Source organism: Amycolatopsis sp. NPDC059657, assembly GCF_042734395.1.
Taxonomy (GTDB): Bacteria; Actinomycetota; Actinomycetes; order Mycobacteriales; family Pseudonocardiaceae; genus Amycolatopsis.
Genome location: NZ_JBHWEB010000011.1, coordinates 52,783 through 75,364 on the forward strand (window position 1 = coordinate 52,783; position 22,582 = coordinate 75,364).

The window sequence follows — 22,582 nt, forward strand, 5'->3', positions numbered from 1 at the left end:
CTTCAGACTTTGAGAACGTCGTCGATTGGCTTGCCGGCGATGTGGGTGACGCCTTTGGCCGTGAGCATGGCGTGGATTTCCTTTCGTTGCGTGTGGCTGTTGCAGATGATGCGGCTGGGTCCCTCGGCGCCGAGCAGGTCGATGCCGTCTCCAAACATGACTTCGTTGGTTTCGGCGTGGAACTTGGCGATCTTGAAAGGGTCGCGTGTGGAGTGGACATACACTTCCTTCTTGGCCGGATTGACCACTCCGTAGGTGTCGGCGTTGGCGCCGTAGTAGTCGGCGCGTGCGAGCAGGCGTTCCGGCTTGTCCCAGATGAGCTTGGGACCGCCGTCGATCGAACTGGTGTCCTTGATCCGCAGGAAGACGGAGCTGGCTCCCCCGGTGAGTTTGTCCTGTTCTTCGCTCATACCCATGCCGCGCGTGATGCCCATGAGGGTGCGACGTTCGGTTGAGGCGAAAACGCCGGTGGCCAGCATGGCTTTCAATCCCTTCGCGGATGTCTGGTGCACCAGCGATCTGCCGTTAACCGCTTGGCTGAGCTCGCCGAGGCGGTTTCCGACGTCGAATCGACTCCAGCTGAGCCATCCGGCGTTTCTGCGCGGCGCCGGGTCGTAGCCGGGGCTCGCTGCGAGCTCGGCGCCGCTGGCGTGTCCGGTGGCGGATGCGACAGCGTCACGCAGGACTTTCACTTTTGCGGGCAGGGCCCAGGTGTGAGCTTCGAGCTGCAGGTCTTTGGCGAAGTGCGCGAGTTCTGTGTCCGTCATCCCGACGGCTTGGTGGGCACGTTCGTGGAAGAGCTCCTGGCGGACCATGTCCTCGATGTTCTTGCCGGTGATCATGGCTTGCTCGATGCCGCTGTGCCCGCCGAGTTCCTGAGCGGTGATGTTGGCCGTGAGGTAGCTGTATTCGCCTTCGTCGTGCGTCATGGGGCAGTTGGCGAGGTTGAGCTGGCCGAGGCGGCGGACGACGTCGGGCCCGTGACCTTTCCCTGCGGGGGCGACGATCTCCAGCCTCCCGCGTAACGAGTACTCGGAGTTGTTCGGGTCGTTGAGGCTGTAGGGCCGGTAGACGGCGTGGAAGCCGTCGCCGAGGTCGATGGCGTACTCCTTACCCGTTGCGCCGTCCCATCGGGCTTTGCCGTCCCAGCTGGCTTGGCCGGTGGCCGAATCGAGCGTCGGCTTGATCCGGGTGGCTTCGCGCAGCACGGCCACGACCTCGTCGCCGCTGGCTTCCGGCGGCAAAGCCGGCATCATCCTGGTGACTACGGTGGTGCCTTCGTGCAGGAACGGTTCGACCGGGTCCACTGTGGTCGCGGTGGCGACAGCGTGGTTGATGGCGTTGAGTTTCTGCTGGTAGTGCGCGAGCATCGCGGCTTCGGCGGCGCTGGGTTCGGCACCGACCGTTGCTTCGACCGTCGTGAGCGCCAGCTCGGCGTCCTTGACCTTCTGCTCCGTGGTGACCGGCGCTGTGCCTGCGGTGATGCTGCCGGCGCCAACGTGGTGGTTCACGCTCTTGGCCGCCGTGATGATCTTGTCGGCTAACTCATTTTTCGTGTCGATGGGCAGTCTTCCGTGGACAGTCTGCTCGACCTGTGTCGGAACGAGGGTCTGGGCGATGTGGAGGGCTTCGAGGAGCTTCTCCTCGGCTTCCTCTGCGACCAGCGTGTGCAGGACGGTGCGCGGGCCTTCCGGGCTGTCGTAGCTGACGACGGTCGCGCTGGACGCGTGAAGGTCGGCGCCGCCGACAAGGATCGGTTCGCCGAAGGCTTTCCCGACGTCGGGTGTCTCGGGGATCGGCGTGATCGGAAGCGGTCCCGAGTCCGGCACCGTTGCGTTCTCGGTCGTCTCGCTAGTCGAGCTGGTCTCTGTCTCGCAGGTCTCGGAGGAAGTCTCGTCCAGGTCGATCTCCACTGAGATGGTGTCGGCAGGGCCGTCTTCTGTGTTCGGAGTGGACGGTGCGATCACGTACGAGGTGTGCGCGGTCTTGGAATTGGTTCCCACTACGACGTCCCGAGGTACTCGAGCGCGCTGGCGGAGGCGACGCCGAGCTCGCCGGTGAAGAACTTGGCGAAGTCGCGGCGCAGGTTCTTCTTGCGTTCCACCGAATAGTCCAGGAACGCCTCGGCGATCTGCGCGGTACTGACCGCGGACGCGGCGATGCCATGCTGTTTGGCCGCGCGCGCTCGCATGGGAGCGACCCATGTCACCTGGCTTTGTGCGGCACCGACGTGGGCGGCGGAGTGCAGCATGGCCCGCCATTCGGCGTCGGGCACGGCTTCCAGGCGTTTGATCACGGCATGCGCCGCGCCGGGATTGACGTGGATGCCTTTCGGCAGCCTTCCTGCGAGGTGGGCGTCGTAGAGCTGGTGGTAGACCGTGGTGGTGCTGGGCCGGTAGTCGACCGCTAGTTGATCGTGGCCGTAGTTCTTGAAGGATTGGCCGTAGTCGACCGGCACGAGCCCGCCGTCCTTGGTGCGGAGGACGTTGCTGTGATGGGAATCGTGATTGCCCAATGCCCAGCTGGTGACGTGCAGCCCGACGATGGCGTCGACGTCGGCTTGCGACCAACTCGACGGCGAAGGCGACATCTCGGTGGCGCCGGTCAGCATCGGCTGGACCGAGACCGGCTTCCCGCCGATCTTTGTCGCGTACACCGGAACCGCGGGCAGGCCGGCACGGGCGAGCGCGCGAGACGCCGCGGACTCGGCGTGGATCACGGTGCCGCCGCGTTGGCCGCCTTCGCCTTTCGCCAGCCACGTCGTTCCGTCCGGGCCTGTGTGGAGCGTCTTCGGGTAGGTACCGCCGAGGGTGGCCGGTTGGCCCGGTCCAAAGTCCCATGCAGCGACGGTGGCGGGGTCGACAGGTTTCGGCGCCGCGGCATGTCCTGCCTGAGCGTGGCGCAGCGCAGCGAGCATCTGCGCGTGCTGCGCACCGAATGTGCCTTTCGGCGGCGCAATCGGCGGTGGACTTGCCGGCTTTGTCGCCTGCGGAATGACGCCGGAGACGTGCTGGAACAGCGACTTCACCAGCTGCGACTTCGTTGCCGCACCGACGTGCTCGCTGCTCATCAGGCCGATGCCGGTCACGAAGGCGCGCAGCTCAGCGAGTTGCTGTTGGTGGGCCCAGGAGTCGACGCCGGTCGTGCACGTCGTGAGGAGAGCCGAGTGGTCCACCAGCGGCGCCACAGGATTCCAGGAAGCCGACACCGCGGTGGCGGTCGCCAGCTGATGCGTGGCGTCGACGAAGGTAGCCGCCTTGCTGATCGCGTCAACGCTGTCGAGGGCCTGCAGCTTGCCACCCGAGGCGTCGAGCATCTGATGCAGGGTTGCGGCGCTGTCTGAAAGCTGTGCCAGTTGGTCGGCGCGTGCCGCGGCGAGCTTCTCGAGTTCACCGCGTTCGTCCGCGGACGTTGTTGCACGCAGCGTTTTCAGCATTTGTTGTGGGTTGAGGACCTGCGCGTGCGACGGGGTGAGCTGGCCAGCCTGTTCGGCGGCGGTGATGGCCACGGCCAGTTCGTGCGCTTGGACATGCGTGAGGGCTTGGTCGGTCTGGTGTCGGGCGGTGGCGACCGCGTGCTGGAGGTCGTTGCTGAGCGCTGGGTTGTGCGCGGTGGCGAGCCTGTTCTCGGCGGCGATCAACGCGGCGACCGCGTCCGGGTGGGCGCCGGTCGTGGTGTCCAGCGCGGCGAGCGCGGAGGTGAAGTCGGCTTGCGCGCCGGCGATGTCGGCGGCGGAGGCGTGCCACGGTGAGAAACCTGGCGGCAGGCTCATCTGCGGCGTTTCGGCGAAGGCGGGGTGGGTCTGTTCCCATTCGCTGAGGGTTTTGCCGCCTACCGTGTCGCCTGCCCACAGTGCGAGGTAGCGGTCGTGGGCAAGGGCTTGGATCTTCTTCTTCGACTCGGCGTCGGCCGGATAGGACGGATCCAGCCAGTGCTCCAAGGGCTCCCTGCCGACCAGCGGCCCATACTTGAAGCCGCCGGCCGCGGCGAGAGCCTCGAGCTCCTCGGGGGTCAGGTCGTGCAGGAAGATCGCGCACTGGGCACGCAGGCCCGCAGTGAGCTTGGCCGCCGCGGCGTCGTCCAGCTTGGCGATCTCGGCCTGAGCGTCGGCGACGGCTTCGACGAACAGGGCGTAGCGCTGCTCGATGCCGTCGGGCAGGTCGACGATCGGCTGTGCCCACGGGTCGTCCGGGTCGACTCCGCCGAGCGCGAAGGCGGTCACCGCCCCGAGCACCTCGAACTCCTCGGCTGTGTCGTCGCTGTTCTCGACGACCGGTTCGCCGCCGGCGGTGGGTGCGACGGCGTAGGAGGCGTGTGTGGTCTTGGAGTTGGTGCCCATCACGTCGCCTTACGGCCGCAACAGGTCGTCGATCTGTGCCTGCACGGCGGCCGCGAGGTCTGGTGCCGGCGACATCGGTTCAACGCGGACGGCGGGTGCGATCGGCGAGTTCTCCCACAGCGCCAGGCACGCGGGCAGCTCGTCGGTCGGCGTGGTCGCGATGCGTTCGCGCCACGTCTGGCACGCCTGGTATTCCCGCGGCACCCACTCGATGTGCCGGGTCACCGTGGCACCGATATCGAGCCCGAGAACGGCGACCGCGGTGGTCGGGGCGCCGTAGTCGGGTGACCAGCCCAGCAGGATCCACAGCTGCCGCATCAGGCACCTCCGGGGAGCAGCGAGGCCATGTACCACACGGACGCCGCGAACGCGTCAGGCACACGGGCATGCAGGTCCACGCGGCCTTCGGCGGTCATGACGGCGCCGTGCAACGCGTACTGAGCGGGGTTCTGGCTGATCAGGGTGAGCCGGGCACCGAACAGGCCGACCGCGGTCGCGATGCGGTCGCGACGTGACAGGCCGGTCAGGATGACCGGGAGGTCGGCGGGGAGGTTCGCGGCGAGCCAGTGCAGACCGGGCAAGGCCCAGGTGTCCCAGTTGGTGTTCTCCCGCACGGTCTGCAGGTTGATCGCGACGGCCGGCGGCTCGGTGTCGGCGGCCCAGGTGGCGTAGCGCTGGAGGTCTTCGAGCCGGAACCAGTACAGGTTCGGCACGGCGGCGATTCCGGCGCGGGCGAGTTCACCGGCGAGCAGCAGCGAGCGGCGCATGTTGATCAAGTGCTCGGCGCGGGGCCAGTTGCCGTAGATGGAGTAGTTCGGGGCGAGAACGAGGTCGAAGCGCAGGGCGGCGATGTGGTCGATCAGCTTGTCGCGGTGGCGTGCGGTCCAGAAGGCCTCGACGAGCGGGTCTTCGGCATAGCCGGAGAGCACCGTGAGTGTGGACGTGGGCAGCTCGAGGATCTCGGCGGCGGTCTTGTCCTGCTGCCAGCGGGGATAGATCTGGTGGGTGCGCGGCGAGAACACCCGCCGCAGCCCGATCGCGTACGCGGGCCGGCGCGCCGCGGCATCGAGCTCGGCGACCGCGGATCCGTCGACCTGCGGGATGAACCTCGGCAGCCCTTTCGGCAGCGTGCCGGGAATGGTGATGTCGTCGAACTCGAGCGTGTCGCCGACGTCGGCCATCCAGGCATGGATGTCGGTACGGGAACCGCAGCGAACCGGGCAGCCCCCGCAGGTGGTGCGGGCGCAGCCGCAGTAGGCGCAGTCGGAATTGCAGCCTGAGCAGAGCGGCGCGAGCACGATGCCCGGGTCGGCGTCGGAGCCGGAGTACCACGGGCAGCGTCGGCAATCGCAGCGTGCCGCTGGCGCAACTCGCGATGGAAGTCCCAGGAAAGTAGCCATGGAAATTTCCCCTTATACTGCAACAGTTTTGCCGGTGATCTGGTCCGCGAGCAGGCGCAGTGAGGCGCGATCGTGCTCCTCTAGAGGAGTGTCGGCAGCGACGAGTGCACGTAACGCCGCCAGAGCGTTGTCGACGAGCTGGCGGTCAACCACAGGGACTTCATCGGGGCCAGTGCGGAGTTTCGCCGCTCGAGCGTTGTTGGCGTTGGCATGAACGCGTTCCGCCGCGGTAAGCGCCTCGTCGGGGGAAAGGCCGTCGTGGTCGGTGGCGATGGCAAGCGCGGTCGGCAGCAGGTTCATGCGGCTGGTGTTCTTGACCGCGGCCCAGATGTCGTTGGCCGCTTCCTCGCGGCCTCGGCGCAGTTCGATGAAGCGGATGCGGGTATGGAGGCTGACCTTCGCCTCGTCCATGTCCTCGGACAGCTCGCGTGGCAGCTCGGCGAACGCGCGGACGAGTTCGCGGGCCTTGCGAGGGCTCAGCTGCAAACCGAGCCTGCTCAGCACTTCGGCCCAGGGCGCGGCGCAGGTCGTGTCGGTGCCGCGGATGCGTTCCATGGCTTGAAAACGGTCAGTCGGGTCGTCGATCTCATAGACCTCGGACGGGACCGCTCGTCCGGCAGCGATCAGCTTGCCGAGCAGGACGGCACAGCGATCCAGCATTAGGGCCGCGGCGAGTTCCCCGGGCCGCAGGTCTTCGCGGGCGAGGTTCTCCACCAGCTGCCAGATCCGCCGCTCCTCGTCCGAGAGCGGCCCCGGGCACACGATCGCCGGCAGCTCGGCGAAATGCGGATTGTCGGGCCGATGCACCGCACCCCAGCGGCACGCCCGCAGTCGCCGTTCCCCCGCCGCGAGCCTCAACGCTGGAGGCTGGTGCTCGTCAGCGCGGATCTCCTCCACCAGGACCGGCTGGAGCACGCCGACCGTGGAGATCGAGGAGATCAGGTCGACCAGCTCGATCGGGGTGGTGCTATCGCCGGGCTGGCGTCCCTGCGCCTCGGTGAACGGGCTGCCCTCACCGCGCAGCGGCAGGAGCGCGAACCGGCGCTGCCGAAGCCGCGGCGACAGGCCGAGGTCGTGCAGGGCGGTCACGACGGCCTCGCTCGGCTTAACACCGAGACCAGCTCGCCGTCGCTCTCGTGGAGTGGGACCGCGATCTCGGCGAGCAGACCGTCGCGGCGAAGGCGAGGCAAGGTGGTCGCCAACGCTGGGATCCGCGTGGACTCCGCCATGGCTCGGGCGTGGGCGCGCAGGTCGACGAGCCGGCGGTCCAGGACATGTTCGGCGGCGCCGGACAGCACGATCAGAACCTGAGGGAAGCGGGCGTAGTGCTGGCGCCAGGCCGGTCGGCCGCTGCTGGTCGGGTGGGTGGGGATGTAGTCGTGGTAGCGGACGTAGGCGCGCAGTTTCTGCGCGAGTCTGGCGACTGGCATGGTCGCGCGGTCGAGTTCGATGAAGAAAGTGCGCTGCGAGCGTTGTCCGGCTTCCTCGGCGACATAGTGCAGAACGGCGTCTGCGATCACGCGGCTCCGGCTCTTGCGCTCCTGGAAGTGGTGCGCGACCTCCGGCGTCCAGGACAGCGCGCCGCAGTCGTGCCCGCGCTCTCGGGCGGTCTCGACGAACGCGAGACCGGTCTCGACGACGTCGAGAGCGTGGTCCTGGAGCAGATTCACGACCGCTGGTCCGGGAATCCGGTAGGGCCTCGGGTCTACCCGCCGGGCGGCTTCCACTGTGGACGCTCCGGTCGTGGTGACAAACCAGGTCAGCGGCCGATGCTCGCGGGTCACGCGGTCGGCCAGGCCGGACCTGCGCAGTGCGAGCAGCTTGTGTCGGACGGTGCGCGCAGGAGTTCCTGGGGCGATCAGGCGGGCGATCTGGTCGGTGGCGACCAGGCGATGCCAGTAGAGCGCGGTCAGTGCCTCGCGCTGGAACGGATCGAGGGGCATCGGCTACTCCATCCGCGAGTCGAGGTTGACTCCGGCGCCGCTCCCCCGTGTCGGCGGGCGCCCGCGCTGGGATTTCGGCGGCGGCTGGTTGCCACGCAGGGCGTCGATGATGCGTTCGTCGAGGTCCTCGAGCTCGTCCAGGACGTCTCCGATGCGGCGGCGGGCGAGGTTCTTGTCCAGGCAGGCGTCGACCTCGTCGTTCCATTCGGGGTGGAAGTGCTCGGCGAACTCGTCGTCCACGTGCAGCCCGCGGATCTTGAACGGCGTGGTGCGCTGCCCCTGCAGGGTCACGGTCACGACGTGGTGGAACTGCTCGAGCTCGGTGATCGTGCCTGGCTGCACGAGCCCGCCGAACTCGCGGGCGACGGTGCGCGCGCCGTCGATCGCCGCGGCCGAGCTCATCAGCAGCGACTGGTTCTGCAGCAGCGCGCGACGGGTTTCCTGGGTGAGCCGGTCGGGCATCTGGTTCATCGCGTGCAGGGCGACCTTGTACTTGCGCAGCTGCTCGAGAATTGCGGCGAGGTAGCCGCGGGAGGCGCCGTCGACGGCAGCGAGCTCGTCGACGAAGGCGTCGCACCTGCGGCGCTGGTCGGTCGGGGTGTCCGCGCGGGAGCGGCCGGCGCGGAACAGGTCGTAGATCATGAAGCTGGTGATGAGCTTGTTCGTCTCGCCGCTGCCGGTGGTGCAGACGAACACGATCTTGCCGGTGTCCATGGCCCTGCGGACGTCGTAGGTCGTGCGGGAGCTGCCAAGGAACGCCGAGAGGGTGGGGCTGGTACGCAGCCGGTTGATGATGTTGGTGACCACGGTGGTCGCGTCGGCGGCCAGTTTCGGGAAGCTGTCCGTCCAATAGCGACGAACGCTCGGCTTGAGGTAGCGCAGGATTTCCTGGCGCCATTCCTCGTTGTCCAGCAGCGTCGGGATCTGGAAGATCGTCGGCGCGCACTCGGCCGGGAGCCGCATCGCGAGGTAGCACAGTGCCTCGCAGGCCTTGGTGAGGATGGACTTCGCGCGCGGCGCGGCGTCGCCCCAGCCGAGCGCGGTGGCGAAGGAGGTGACGACGGCATCGACTCGGTCTTCGATGTCCTCCTCGGAGAACCCGTGCATGCTCAGCGGGTTCCAGCCGGGAAGCTTCTTGTCACGACCGCGGACGTCGAGATTCACCTCCCACAGTCGCTGGCGCAGGGCCGGGTCGGACAGGTACGGCTTGGCGCGCTTCCAGCCGTCGGCGTGCGGGTCAAGGAACCACACTCCCCCGCCGAGCCGCGCCAGCTCGATCGCTTGCGCGAGAGCCTGCTCGGTCTTGCCGAAGCCCGCCTTGCCGAACCGCGCCGAGAACAACAGCTCCCTGATCGGGATACCGACGAGACGCTCCTCGCCGTTGACATCAGTGACGTACCCAAGCCGGACCAGACCTGCGTCCGGCCGGTACGTCGGCACCTCGCGCGGCGCCGGGAGTACCCAGCCACGACTGCGCGCAATCGCCGGGGACTGACAACGGCCGGACGGCGGCTTAAGCAGAGCCGCGATCTCGCTCGCCGTCACCAACGACCGGGGGTGAGGTTTCGCCAGGCCAGTGAAGAACCTGCGGTCAAAGAGCCGCCGGACCAGCGGGGTGTCGGCCCCCAGCTGGAAGCCGAGTACTCGCTTTCCGCGCACTCGCCACCAGTTGTCGCCCCGGTAGATGTCGAAGGCTCCGATCACGCTGCGCAGGTGCGATTCCGCGCGGCCGGGGATTTCCGACTGGCAGCGGATCAGCAACTGCACAGCGAAGACCGGCTCGTCGGTGACGAACTTGTTCGGCTCCGTGATGGTCGGCCGCGTAGTGCGGGCCGGGGCTCGTCCGCCGCGAGCGGCGGGGACGAACTCGCCGACAATCTCAACCGCAGCCTCCGCAAGGCCGCTCCCCAGCGAGCGGAGAATGCCGTCTTGTTGCTGGGTGGATTGGCGGGCGAGATGGCGGATTCTGGCCGGTGTCAGCGGGATCAGGTCAACGCAGACGTCCACCGATTCGCCGAGATCGGGCCGGACATCGCCCAGTGCGTTCGCCAGCGACTGCAACGGATCGTCCGGGCGCACCGGCAACGCCTTGAGCGCGCGGTGCGCAGGCCCTTCCAATATCAACTCGGCCCGCGCGACGTGAACGCGCCCCTGGGCGGTTTGAGTGGCAGCGGAGGCCTGCTGAGCCAGAATGTAGCGGAGCGAGGTCATCGCGCACCCCGGCTTCCGGCCGTCAGCGGGGAGGTCGTTTCACCTCGACGCTGGGCCGGGGAGACGTCTCCCTCACCGGCGGTCGTTTCTCCCTGATCGTCATCCGCCGGGGCGCTTCGGCGGATCTCGACGTCGGGATAGGAGAGCTTGTTGATCACGCCAGTGATCGACGCGCGTCCCTCCACACTCATGGTCATCTTCCCATAAAGATCATCTGTGCTAAAGCGAATCCGGACACCGACCACCGACCTCGGCACCCACCCGTGCACCGGCCGGACCCGGCCGAGCTGGTGCGCGACCGCCAGGATCCCCTGGACGGTCGGGTCGAAGGTGGCGGTGGGGAGAAGGTCGTATCTGACTCTGGAGCGGAGGTGGCGGGAACGTAAGTGTCGGTGGAGGACATAGACCGCGATCGCGATCGCGACGACCGCAGTGGTCACCCACCACAGCGCGCTGCTCGAGAGCAGATGGTCCGTACCGAGCGCCTGCGGCGCACTGTTTCGTGGCATGACCTGGCGGTCATGCGCGCGGGAGAACAAGTCGGCTTTTTGAGCAAGCCTTGCCCACCCACTCTGACCAGCGGAAATGTGGCCTGGAGGTGTGATCGCCAACGGCGAGCCAACACCCAGCCCAACCGCGGGGCCAACGGCAAGATCGGCCGTCCAGCTGTCCATGGCGAATCCCTTCACGCGAGGGGAGCTTTGTCAACAAAGACATGCGTTCGGAAGCGACCGTTTGATGCACGCCACCGGCAGGCAATGCGTGGTGCGCTCCTGTTACAGGCACGAAGCGAAACCTGGCGCGATGCAACGGCCCGGGATGCGCAGCCGATGTCATACCCACTGAGCGAAGATGGAGAGGGGCACGTCGTGACACGCAGAGAAGCGGTCCAAGCTCGACTGGATGGCCTTGTGGCTGGATTCGCCCGGTACGTCGACAGCTACGACCGGCTGACCCCCTTCACCACCCAGCAGGCAGTCGCCCACCGCACCACGATCGCGAAACTGGAATCAGCCGGTGGAGTCGCCGCAGCCGTGGCCGACCGCGAATTCGTACTCAGCCTGCATAAGACGCTGCTGACGTGGGGACTGGGCAAGCGCGGCTCATACCTTGTGCCCGAGGACGAGTTCTTTCGCGCACTGCAGGCCGCTAAGCCCGCGCTGGAAGAACTGGAGCCATTGCACATCTCGGACACGGCCGCGTCCAGCGACGTCGCCGATCGAATCTGGCAAGTGCTGGACAGTCTGGGCGTCGTAACCAACAAAGCCCGTCTGGTCGCCGGCACGAAGACTCTTCACCATCTTCTGCCGAACTTGGTAGTGCCAATGGACCGCCTGTGGACAGGCAGGTTTTTCGGGCTTCACCCGTACGAGTGGCAGTCTGATCAGCAGCGCACCTTCCGCCGCGTCCACACCGCGTTCGCGACCGTGGCGCAGGCGGTCACCCCTGAAAGCTATGTGACAGGCGCAGGCTGGAGTACCAGCCCCGCGAAGGTGCTCGACAACGCCCTGATCGCCTACGGCCGAATCGAACTGTCCCGCGGCCAGATCGCCGGCCAAACCGCACATTGTGTGTCGTTCAAGGTGGACGGGCTGCCACCGGCAAAGAGCGAGGCTCTTTCCATACTCGGCCCCCAGCATCCGCATGCGCCCCGGGTACAGGCATTGCTGCACGCCGCCAGAGAAGCGATCGCGCAGCAAAGTTTTACACCTGCGATAACGGAGCCCGTGACGTTGGAACTGACAGTTCAGGTCGCGGTCGGCGACAGGATTCCGGATGCCACCAACATGCTCGGCGGCGTGGCCGATGTGCTTGAGAACAAAGCATCTCGAGGTGAGCTGCCGCATCTAGGCGATCTCAGGTCCGTATGGCTCTATGGCAACGATCGACAGATCAAGCAGGTCACCTACCGAGAAATCAGTGGCCCCAAGACCTTTTACACAGTCACAATCCAAGCAACCCAGTAACCCAAGATCTACAACTGCGAAGGACGACCTCAACCAACTCTATCATTCGATAGTTTGCCACCCTTGAATTAATTCACGCACAGAATTCATTGTCGTCGACCACTCGGAAATTCGATTTCCATCCTCGTCCACAACTTCACGCTCGCGCACCGAAAGCCATGGGTTATTTGGGTCGAAAGCGTGCTCCAGTTGATCCAGAAAGATAATCGAATTCTGAACGTATAGAACCTCGCCTAACCTGTACATCGGCCACGACATCAAGAAGTTGCTTTCGCCAGGATCGGTCATTGCGACCATCAGGCACGAGGTTACTTCGTCGCTAGTATTGAGGCGGAGAATTGATTGCCGCCAACTCCGACGGTAGTCAGAGACAGTCCAGTAGCCCAATGGCGCGTGAAATGTCTCGGAGAAGTCGCCAATGCGCACCCTGCCGACGGCGACCGACTTGTCGCCGTCGGCTTCTTCAACACGCTCAATGTCGATTGAAAAAATTGCCCTAATCTCCTACTCGATTCAGATCCATATCGTATGTCCCAAGCCTGTCGCCTCTGCGATTAAACATCTTCCACCCTCGGGTGTTGTGTTCGTCTACATCTTTTGTGATGAACCTTCTTCCATCAGTGAATACCTCCTGGCCGTGCGAGTTGAAGTGAGCCCTCTGCGGCGGAATCCGCTGGGTGAACCCTAGTTGCGCCGCCAAATCACGACGCGTGGGCCCGTACAGTTCCCAGTTGGCATTGCTACGCTCTGCCACACTATCAGGGTGGTACGGATCGCCCTTCAAGGCTGGCGACGAAGTATACCCGTCCGCAAGCTCGTCGCAGTTATGGACCAGAACCGCGAACGCGCCCGCGATGACATGGTACGTGTGGTCCGAGTCGACCGTCAGGTTGTGCACCTGCTGAACAGATGACCATGCTCTCGTAGCCACGACCCGAACGGATACGCCCGCATCGGTTTGAAGCTCATCCCCGGGCGACAAACGTGATGCGGGGACCCAACCACCGAGCCGGGATGACCAGAATGGATGCCCGGCCGTGGCGACCAACTCTCCGCCGCTCGCTTCGCCTTGAGCACCAGAAACAGTGATCGCAACTAGGTGCTTTTCGCCTTGTCCGACAATTGTTCTGACAACCTTGCGAACCGAGAACTCGCCAGTCTCGGGGTTGACAGCCTTAACCTTGTCATCGAGAGCGACATGCTCAATTGGCCTACGAGTGCCGTCAGCCATCAAGACTAGCGTGCCGGGAACAAAGCTGTTGCAGGCCTTCTCGATGCGCTTTTCGGCGTCCCGGAATCGGACGAGGTCCGCAAGAGCTTTACTCCGTCTTGTAATCCAGTTGATTGTCGTTTTGAAGGCGTCAATGAGCTTATCGATGACCTTGCCGAGCTTGGCCACCTTGCCCCAAGGCAAAGCGGTGACGATCTCCCATCCGCATTTCAGGGCACTGAAGTTGTTGATGCAGTTGTCGACTACACCCTTGACGCCGACGATGTCGGCAACGACGGCGCCACCTTCGGCGATAGCGACCTGGACCCAGCTTCGCTTGTCGTCAGCTAATTTCTTGGCCTCCTCGTACTCGGCTTCGCTAAGCCCCGATTCCTTGAGCGCCCGCGCTTTGTTCATCGCGGCCACAAACGCTGGCGGCGGCTCGATCCAAAGACGGTAGACGAAAACGGTGATGATCCACGCGATCCTGGTGAAAATCCACTTGATTGCAGCGAACAGGCCTCCGCCGTAGATCCTGGTTACGACCTTTTGCTTGTGCACAACCGTGTAGGTTTTCCAGTACAGGCCGTTGGGGTCGGAGTTGGTGACCGGTGAGTTGTTGGCGTAGGCGTACCCGTTCATCTGCTGCGGGTCGGCGGTGTCCATCACCGGGTCGACGGAGACGAACCGTCCGGTCGCAGGGTCGTATTGTCGGGCGCCGAGGTTGGTCAGGCCGGACTCGTCCTTGGTGCCGCCGACGAAGCCCTTGTCGTCGGGCCAGCTCTTCGGCTGTTCACCGCGGGGGTTGCCGAACGGGTCCTGCTGGCGATTGGTGACCTCGAGGTTGTCGGCGCGCACCGAGGTCGACGAGGTGCCTTGGTGGTCGTCGAGAATCCAGGACAGGCCGGCGTTGCGGCCGGTGGAGCGCACGGCGACGGCTGCGCCGTCGTGGGTGTAGTAGCGCCTGGCGGTGACGGCCTTGGTGGTGTTGTCGAGGATGAGCTCCATGCCACCGAGGTAGAGGGTGGTGATGCCGGATTCCCGCTTGACCAGCCGTCCGCCGTCGGCGTCGTAGATGTACTCGGACTTGCGGCCGTCGTGCTGGGTCATCTTCGAGTTGCGGCCGGCGGGGTCCCACTCGAGTGTCTGCGGTGAGCCGCCGACGTTGCGGGAGGTCATGTTGCCGGTCTTGTCGTAGCCGTATTCGTCGCGTGAGGTGCCCTTGGGTCCGGTCTGGGTGACTGTGCGCAGGGTGTGCGGCTGGGAGCCGTCCGGGGCGCCGTAGGAGTAGTCGCGGACGGTGTCACCTTCGGCGCGGTGCTGGATCTCCTTGGTCCGGTTGCCACCCTTGTCGTACTTGTACTCCGAGTAGTACGGCGCGCTGCCGCCGAGGATGCCGACCTTGGGTTCCTGCTCGCACTTGCCGTCACCGGGGGTGAACGCGCTAGTCATTCGCCGCAGGTAGTCGTAGTTGAAGCACTGGACGTCGGAGATGTCGGCGAGGCGTTTGACGTTGCCGGCCGCGTCATAGGTGTAGGACCGCTTGGCCAGTACCGCTCCGGCGACGGTGTTGCGCTGGATGTCGACGGTGGAAAGACGGCGCGTGCCTTCCTCGTAGCTCATCTGAGCGGTGACCTTCTTGCTGCCTGTGCCCCACGACTGCAGCAACGTGTCGCCGTACTTGGTGTACAGGTGCTCCTTGACGTAATCGTCGATACCCCAGGTCTCGGTCTGCAAGCCGAGATCGTTGTAGCGGTAGTTGATCGTCTCCGCAGCCAGGCCACCCGCGGCAGGCTGGGTCTCGGAGGTCACCTTGCCGGTCTTGGAGTCATAGCGCGTCTGGAAGGCATAGGTTTTCGCCAGGTTGCCTTCGACACCGGGGACGGTCACGCTCGAGGACGTGGGCCGGTTCGCGTCGTCGTAGCCGTCGACCTTCTTGACGTAGGCCTGGTCACCGACCCAGCGAGTCGACGAGTCGGGCTGGCCCTTCTTCAGCGTGTCGTAGGTCCAGCTCGCGGTCTTGACCTCGGGCTTGTCGGACGCGGGCCGTTCGAACTCGGTTTTCTTGCGGCCCAGCTCGTCGTACTCGGTGCGGACACGAGCGCCACGCGCGTCGGTACTGGTTTCCAGGCGGTCGAGTTCGTCGTAGGTATAGGTGCTCGTGCCGCGGTCGGGGTCGTGTGCGGCGGACTGGCGGCCGAGCTGGTCGTACTCGTAGCGCCACTTCGCCCCGTCCGGCCCGGTCAGCGAGTCCTGCAGCCCTCGGTTGTCGAAGGTGTAGCGGGTCGCGTCGAACGGGCTGTTGCCGTCACGACCTTCGTGCTGGCGACGTTCGGTGATTCGGCCGTGGACATCGGAGATGACCGTGGTCGTGGTCCCGCCCTCCGGCGGGATGACCGTCACACGGTCACCGCCGTAAACCGACTTCGTGCTCCACTGCGGCACGTTGAGCTTGAGATACGTGGACAGGGTTTCCCGGCCACGCGCGTCGTACTCGGTGATCGTCTGGTTCGGCACATCGTTCGCCGTGACGCCGACGAGCTCGCCGGAAGGGGCGGCCTCGTCGTAGTGGGCAGCGTAGACCTTGGCTTGCAGGCCGCGTGAGTCGTAGAACCAGTCGTTGATGATGCGCCCGCCGCCGACGGCGGAGAGCTGCACTTGCCGTTCCCGCAGGAGCCCATCATAGAGGGTGTAGGAGGTGTTGTAGTTCCCGTTCTGCTGCAACGCTTTGGCCGTGACCACGGTCGGGCCGTCCACCCGGTACTGGTAGGCGAACTCGCTGGTGGCGGATTCCCCGTGTTCCTTCGAGCGTCCGGGCGCCCAGCCACGGATCGTTCGGCCGAGTGCGTCGTAGTCGATGTCGACGCGTTCGTCGGCCGCGCCGATCTCGGAGATCGCCTCGCCCCAGGCCGGGTCCAGTGTGGTCACGCTGCGGTGCTTGAGCGGGTTGGTCTTGGTGATCGTGCGCAGCGGGAACCCGGGGCCCGGGGCGTACGCGGTGGTGACCTTCTCGCCCTTGGAGTTGGTGACCTCGGTGGGACGGCCCAGGTCGTCGTGGACGGTGCTCTGGGTGAGCTTGTAGCCGGTCGCGCTCCCGGTCCACCGCTCGGTGGCTGTCAGGTTGCCTTTCGTCGGCGGGGTGCCGCTGGCCTGATAGTCGTAGGAGGACTTGGCGTCGGAGACGACGTCCTTGTCCGTGACGTTCTTCGCGCCGCAGAGCAGTCCGACGGTGCGGACGTGGGCGGGTTTGGTCAGGATCCAGGCGTCGGTGTTGTAGGCGTAGGTGGTGGTGGCACAGGCTTCGTCGCCAGGTTTGTCGACGTCGCCGTAGTCTTCGACCTGGTTGGTGTTCCCGTAGTCGTCGAACTGGTTGGTGATCTTGGTGCGCCGCCAGGTGCCGTCGCCGAGCAGCGTCCGGCCGCGGGTGGCGGAGATGTTCGTCATGAACGCCCGGTCTTCGCCGTCCTCCGCGGTCGGCCCGATGACCTTCGGGTCCTTGATGGACGCCGATACCAGCTTGGTGCCGTCATATTCCAGGGTTTCCCGGGAGAACCCGGCGAGGCTCTCGTGGTCGTCGATCTCGACGTTCTCGGAGTCCTTCACCTTCGCCGGGCGGGTCTCGGTGTCGGAGATCCGGTCGCCGGCCATACCGCGCATGAAAGTCTCGACGGTGATCGACTGCGGTGTGCCCGGTTCACCGGAGGTGGTGCGCACGGTGCCGAAGCCCCGCCACTGCGACCACGTCCGTTTCTTCATCTCGGTGAACTCGGCCTCGTCGAAGTGCCAGGCCGCGCCACCTTCGTAGTCATAGAAGGTCTTTTTCTGCGCGGAGCGGTCTTGACCGCGGATGTTGTCATCCTCAATGACCGCTTTGACGACGTATTTGTGGAACCAGCCCTGCTCCGCTTCGTAGCCGTGGTCGGGCAGCCACCACATCGGGTAACACAGCAAGGTGTTGTGTTCCGGGCTCGAAGGCATGGTGACGCCGTCGACGCACTCCGGGTCGGAGTACTTGATCGTGGTGGTGCCGCCGGTCTCGTTGCGGACCTTCTCGATCCGGTTGCGAGTGATCAGCGGAAGCCCGCGGTCGTTGGCGACCCGGTTGGGTTTGGCCAGCGGGTAGAACAGGACCTCCGGCAGGGTCACAGGGTCACCGGCGAGACCGGTGTGGGTAATGCCGGCGAGCCACAGCGCGGGCGAGAGCCCATCGCCGGTGTCGGGGAACTCGTGCCGCAACCGCCACGAGTCAACGTCACGCCACTGCGCGGGGCCTTGCACATCATCACGACGGACCTGGGTGAGAACCTTGAGCAGTCGCTTGCGGCTGAAGAACGCGGGCGAGTACTTGTTCTCGCACTTGTCGCCGTCCTTGCAGATCTCGTCGAACGGCACGTCCGGCCACGAGCGGGCCGTGTCCTTGTTCAGATCCTCGGGCTTGCAGGCAAAGTCGTCGCCGGGCAGGCACCGCTCGACATAGTCGAACCAGACCCGGTTCGGCGCGGGCTGATACAGCGCGTCGGCGCGCAGGCCGTACTCGATGCGTCGGAGCCAGCCGTCCGCGACGTAGGGGGTCTGCTTGTCGGCTTTCTGCTCGCGGCCGTAGAAGTTCTCCTCGACGTCGTAGTAGTAGGTGGTCGCGTTACCGTTGGGATCGACGACGTAGTCAAGGTTCCAGCGGTAGGCCTGATTGCACCAGGAGTCGGTGAACTTGTCCTTGTGGCACGGCTCGTCGGCGTTGTTGCCGAACACCGGGACGGTGAAGGCGGAGTTCGTATCCGGCTTTCCTTCACGCCACCCGGGAAGGCGGTTCAAGCCGAGGAAGTACTGGGTTCCGTTGGTGCTGGTGACCTTCCAGTGCTCGCCGTCGTCGTCACCGTTCTCCGCGCCGGTGAGCCGCTCGATACGCGAACCATCATCCTGCTTCGGCCGCCAGTAGTCACCGTCTTTGACCAGTTCCGAGGAGATGCCGTTGAGGTGCAGCACAGCGTTGTCGGTCGCCCAGCACAGATCGCCAGTCTTCTCCTGCCCGGGTGCGAGGTCCTCCGAGCAAGCCTTATAGCGGCGCTCGATGTAGCCGAGGCCGCCCAGTTCCCAACCGTCACCGACGGCGGAAGCTTGGTTGTTGGTGGCGCTGGTACGGCCATCAACGGCGCCGGAGCTATAGCCGAGGCCGATCGTCGGCGCCGAACCGATGCTTGGCGGCGGGACACGCAGCGGGACTGAGTAGGTAAAGTCCCCGCCGGAACCGCCTGCGGACCATTTTCCTGTTGGAGACAACTTGGTCGCCTCAAACGAACCACCCGCACCAGACGGCGTAGCCTGAGCAGCCAGTACACGCTTGGTCGAGCCCTTGTCCTGCGTACCGGGCAAGGTGACCTTCGCCGTCAGGCGACTGCCGACGGCCCGGTTGTCCGAACGCAACGGAGTGCCGACCCGGCACTGCGGCTTTTCCGGCGTGACCAGCGCGCATTCCGGCAGCTCGAACAGCCGCAGACGCGAGCCATAGTCACCACCGAACGCCGTTGCGAACCCGCTGTAGTCCAGCTGCACCGACACCTCGGCGCCGCTCGCCCCACCGGCATCAGCCACCGCCAAGACCATGCCGTTGATCGCGGCGGCCTGGGCGACCTTCTGGTCGAAGGTCTGCACCCGGACCTTCGACGAGGTGCCGGCGGCGCGGGCGTTCGCCTCACCTGCGGCGAGCGACACCGACACCGGCAGCGTGCCGGCTTTGTGGAGTTCGCCGTCGGTGTTCGCCTGCCGGCCCGCGGGTGCCGGGGTGAGGGCGACGTCGGCCGTCGCGTCGACGGGCCACTGCGGTGCGGGCAGCTGGCGAAGGGGGTTCGCCGGAGGTGGCGCCGCGGCTGCCCCGGGCACCGGGAACACCGGTACCGACTTCTCCTTCTGCTGCGCGGGCAGGTTGATGTAGTTCGGGTCGGCGACCGCTGAGGTCGCGGTGATCCCGGTGGCGATCATGACGACGCCGAGGGACAGCGAGATCACGCGCACGACACGTCTTCTGGACAAGGCCTGATTCTCCTGAGGATCGAAAGTCGGCGGATGACTAGTTCTGGGCCGGGAGCTGGCTGATCTCGCGATCGCTCAACGTCCCGGAATAGACGCGGACACCGCGCACGGCCCCGCGGAACGGATCGGTGTCATTGCCCACCCACGGGCCGCCGCCGATCATGATGTCGCCGTTGCCGTTCCAGCCGTCGACTCCGGCGAGCTTGCCCGCGAAGATGCCGTCGACATAGACCCTGGCCTCACGCGCGGCGTGGTCGTACACCCCGGTCAGCAGCACCCACTGGCCCGCCGCGACGGAGGTATCAGCGGGGATCCACCAGGCACCTTCCTGGTCCGCGCCGAGTGAGACGAGGAAGTTCCACTTCTTCAGCTCAGGGCGGTACTGCAGCATGAACGGGGCGAACTTGCTGTCTTTGAAGCTGACCGCGGTGTGCGTCACCGAGTCCAGCGCGTCGAGCCGGACCCAGCTCGAGACGGTGTAGGACCGGTCGGTGCGCATCGTCGGGCGCGGCCCGACGATCGACCCGTAGCCGCTGCCGAAACCACCGGTGAACTTCGCCGCCGGATACCCGTCGGCCTGCGTCCAACCCGCTGTTCCGTTCAGCTTCGCGTTCTGCCCGCTGACCTGGTCCCGCGTCGTCGTGCCGGTTCCCTCGTCCAACTGGTACTGGGCGCGGAGTACGGCCTGGTTGGCCATCAGCGCGGCCTCACTGGGCACGATCACCCGCTGGTAAGCGCGGACTTCGTCGATCTGGCCGGGGAAGAGCTCGACCCGGGTGGCGGTTCGCCAGCCCGCGCCCACCTGGAAGTCCCCCGCAGCGGTCCAGGTGCTGCGGTGCGCTTTCTCCGTTGCCTGGGCGCCGTTGACATACAAGCGCAGCATGCCCGCGCCGGCGTCGTAGGCACCCACGAGCTGGGTCCACGCCCCGACCTGAACCGGCTCCGTGGAGACGGCGCGGACGAGCTTGCTGCCGGTGCCGTCGGCGTCTGTGGTGTACATGCCGAACGCCCACTTGCCGTCAGCGGTGGCCTGCAGGTGGAACGCGCTGGTCCTGGCCCCGTCCGCGGACAGCACGGTCGCCGCGACCCCGGGCCGGTCGAGCTTCGCCCACGCCGACACCGAGAAACTCTGCTTGGTGTCGACGACCTGACCCGAGCGATACAGCCGCTTCGCCGTGCCGTCCAGCCCTGCGCTGGATCCGGCGTAGCCTTCCGCGGTCGCTGTGGCCCCGGCAGCGGCCGTCAGCGTCCTGCTGTTGCCACTGGCGTCATCGAGGGTCCCGTCCAGCTTCCAGTACCCGGCGAGGTTGCCGTCCAGCGGATCGCCGGAGCGGACGGTGAAGCGGTACTTCACGATCGGCGAGAGGTTGCCCGCGCGGTCCACCGAGCGGACGAACATCGTCTGCGGTGTCGCGAGCGTCGGTGTCCACCGCACCGAGGCGCCACCGCCGGGCCGGTCGGCTTTTGCTTTGGTCTTGGGATCGTCGTTCTGCTTCTCGTTCACCGACCACAGGAAGTGCTGCACGTCCGCCGTTCCGTTGGCGTTGAACGTGAACGAGCCGGTCTGGCCGATACCACCCGAGGGTGTTTCACCGCTGGGATAGTCCATAGAGGACACTGTGGGAACGCCGGGTGCGGTGTGGTCGACTTCGAACTCGCAGTTTCCCACCCATTCCGACGCGTCGTCGCCGTCGTCAGACACCATGGACCAGTTGTAGATCCCGTCCTCGGTCAACAACCCAGCCGGGACAGTGACCTCCGCGTAGGTGTCGGAGGGGATGTCTCCGGTGCTGCCCATCCAGATCTCGGTGCTGTTGCCGACCGGTCCTTTGTGGAGGCCGAATGTGGCGTTCAAGGTTCCCGAATCCGGGTCGGTGAGCAGCCCACGCAACCTCGGTGTCGCGGTGAACACGACCGGACGCTTATCCCCCGTCACACAAGGAATCTGACCGCCTTCCATACTCAGCTCGGCCGGGTCCTCGGGAATGCTGTTGTAGACGACTTCTAGTACAGGGTCGATGTCGAACCGACGCCAGTCATTGGTCTGGCCCTCGCTGGCCGCTTTCAGCATGAAGGTCAGCTCCGAGGTGCCTTCCGCTGCGGCGTCGGCCATCGTCTCCTTGATGCCGACGCGTGCGTAACCATCGCCTCGGCAATACTGGATGTGGTTCGAAGTCCAGATGCCACCTAGGTTTTGGTACCACGTGGGCTGGTTGTGATAGGTGGTGTCCGGGCCGATGCTGTCGGTGGACCACAGCTCGGTCGGACCACCACCACAGGACCACGAGTGCGCGACGCGGACCCGGACCGAGGCGTCCTGAATAACCTTGCCCTGCATGGGCGACACGTCGAAGTCGAAGTACGAGCGCGAGACGTACCCGCTCTGATAACCCGCTTTCAGGTCGGCGAGATCGTTGTCGGTGCGGTTGTAGTTGCGGTCATCGGCCCACGCGCTCTGCACCATGACGTGATTCTGCTTCTCTCCCGCCCACGAGTACTCCGGATCGATGACGATCGGGAACACTCGCGCGGGATCCGCCATGAACCGCTGATCGGGACGCACCACCACGGCAGAGTCGGTCAGCTTGACGTCCATCGTCGCGGTCGCGGGCCGCTCGCTGCCGGTGTCGGCGCCCGCCGCACGCGCGTTGGCCTGGCCCGTCGAGTCCCACATGCGCGAGGCGTCACCACGGAAAACGACCTTGCCGCCACCGTCCACAGCCTCGAGCCGTCCGGAGACGTGGCGCAGTGTCACGCCGCGGGTGTAGCTGGGGAACGAGATCTCCTTCAGACGCGGGTCGCGTGCAGCCTCAGCGGTCTTCACGACCAGCACCTGGCTGAACCCGCCGGTCTTCGCCGTCACCGCGAGATCGACACCAGGCAGCACATCCGAGTACGTCGCGACCGCACCGGCGAGCCGAGCCTGCGGCAGCTGACCTGACCAGCCGATACCGACCTCGCGCCCGTCCTTCGCCGCGACCGCGAGACCGGTCGCAGCGGTACCTCCGCCGGCGGCGAGCCGCACGTCGACCGGCGAGGCTTTAGGTCCGACCGAGCCGTCCGCGCGCTTCTCGAGGGTCAGGTCGACCGGCACCCAGCCGCCACTACGACGGACCCGGCGCGGCTCCGAACCCTGGTTCCACGTCAACGTGCCATCAGGGTTCGCGGCCAGATCCGCATACTCGGTCGCCCTAGCCGTCACCGACACCGAATGACCGGATTTCTTGGCCGCGACCAGCGCGGCGGCAATCTCGGGATCCTGCGTAGGTGCTGCCGCGGCGGGAGCTGGAAAAGCCACCGTCACCGCAGCCAGCAATGGCACGATCAGTCCTGCGGGCAGCACAAAGCGCCACGATCTACCCACCGAAAATCCCCCTCAACGCACGACGTCAAAAGGACGCCGACCCTCCCCGACCGCGAGGTTCCCCCGCAGCGCAATCACGCTAACAGGGGACGAACCGTGTTCAATGGGCCAAAGAGGTGAT

Annotated in this window: 12 protein-coding genes; 1 reads left to right on the plus strand and 11 read right to left on the minus strand. The window is 65.8% G+C overall.

What is annotated here, in order from left to right; genetic code table 11:
- Positions 1 to 2: 2 nt before the first annotated feature.
- The 8 genes from ACFV15_RS08580 to ACFV15_RS08615 all read right to left on the minus strand — a co-directional run bounded on the left by ACFV15_RS08580 (position 3) and on the right by ACFV15_RS08615 (position 10,567).
- Positions 3 to 1,913 (minus strand): hypothetical protein, encoded by a 1,911-nt coding sequence (locus ACFV15_RS08580; protein ID WP_378349565.1) that lies wholly within the window; start codon positions 1,911 to 1,913, stop codon positions 3 to 5.
- An 89-nt stretch (positions 1,914 to 2,002) separates the two neighbouring features.
- On the minus strand, positions 2,003 to 4,339 hold the full coding sequence (locus ACFV15_RS08585; protein WP_378349566.1) for a hypothetical protein: 2,337 nt from the start codon (positions 4,337 to 4,339) through the stop codon (positions 2,003 to 2,005).
- Positions 4,340 to 4,348: 9 nt separating this feature from the next.
- On the minus strand, positions 4,349 to 4,657 hold the full coding sequence (locus tag ACFV15_RS08590; RefSeq protein WP_378349567.1) for a hypothetical protein: 309 nt from the start codon (positions 4,655 to 4,657) through the stop codon (positions 4,349 to 4,351).
- Entirely contained in the window at positions 4,657 to 5,739 is a 1,083-nt protein-coding gene (locus ACFV15_RS08595; protein ID WP_378349568.1) for a hypothetical protein, read from the minus strand. The genes ACFV15_RS08590 and ACFV15_RS08595 overlap by 1 nt, the downstream gene beginning before the upstream one ends.
- Before the next feature lie 12 nt (positions 5,740 to 5,751).
- Positions 5,752 to 6,828, minus strand: a complete 1,077-nt coding sequence (locus ACFV15_RS08600) for a ParB/RepB/Spo0J family partition protein (protein ID WP_378349569.1) — start codon at positions 6,826 to 6,828, stop codon at positions 5,752 to 5,754.
- A complete protein-coding gene (locus ACFV15_RS08605) occupies positions 6,825 to 7,682 on the minus strand; it encodes a replication-relaxation family protein (protein ID WP_378349570.1) in 858 nt (285 codons plus the stop codon). The genes ACFV15_RS08600 and ACFV15_RS08605 overlap by 4 nt, the downstream gene beginning before the upstream one ends.
- Positions 7,683 to 7,685: 3 nt before the next feature.
- Positions 7,686 to 9,893 (minus strand): ATP-binding protein, encoded by a 2,208-nt coding sequence (locus ACFV15_RS08610; protein WP_378349571.1) that lies wholly within the window; start codon positions 9,891 to 9,893, stop codon positions 7,686 to 7,688.
- Positions 9,890 to 10,567 carry a hypothetical protein gene (locus ACFV15_RS08615; RefSeq protein WP_378349572.1) on the minus strand — a complete coding sequence of 226 codons (678 nt, stop codon included), beginning with the start codon at positions 10,565 to 10,567 and terminating at the stop codon, positions 9,890 to 9,892. The genes ACFV15_RS08610 and ACFV15_RS08615 overlap by 4 nt, the downstream gene beginning before the upstream one ends.
- Before the next feature lie 195 nt (positions 10,568 to 10,762).
- On the opposite strand from ACFV15_RS08615, the gene ACFV15_RS08620 reads away from it, so the two are divergent.
- Positions 10,763 to 11,860, plus strand: coding sequence for a hypothetical protein (locus ACFV15_RS08620; RefSeq protein WP_378349573.1), 1,098 nt, complete (start codon positions 10,763 to 10,765; stop codon positions 11,858 to 11,860).
- A 42-nt stretch (positions 11,861 to 11,902) separates the two neighbouring features.
- Here the strand turns inward: ACFV15_RS08620 and ACFV15_RS08625 are convergent, their stop codons facing one another.
- From ACFV15_RS08625 to ACFV15_RS08635, 3 genes are all read right to left on the minus strand, one after another.
- Positions 11,903 to 12,286 (minus strand): hypothetical protein, encoded by a 384-nt coding sequence (locus tag ACFV15_RS08625; protein WP_378349574.1) that lies wholly within the window; start codon positions 12,284 to 12,286, stop codon positions 11,903 to 11,905.
- A gap of 70 nt (positions 12,287 to 12,356) precedes the next feature.
- Positions 12,357 to 19,097 carry an RHS repeat-associated core domain-containing protein gene (locus tag ACFV15_RS08630; protein ID WP_378349575.1) on the minus strand — a complete coding sequence of 2,247 codons (6,741 nt, stop codon included), beginning with the start codon at positions 19,095 to 19,097 and terminating at the stop codon, positions 12,357 to 12,359.
- A 37-nt stretch (positions 19,098 to 19,134) separates the two neighbouring features.
- The gene (locus ACFV15_RS08635) at positions 19,135 to 22,419 is read right to left on the minus strand and encodes a LamG-like jellyroll fold domain-containing protein (RefSeq protein ID WP_378349576.1); all 3,285 of its coding nucleotides are present in this window, start codon (positions 22,417 to 22,419) and stop codon (positions 19,135 to 19,137) included.
- Between the last annotated feature and the right edge of the window lie 163 nt (positions 22,420 to 22,582).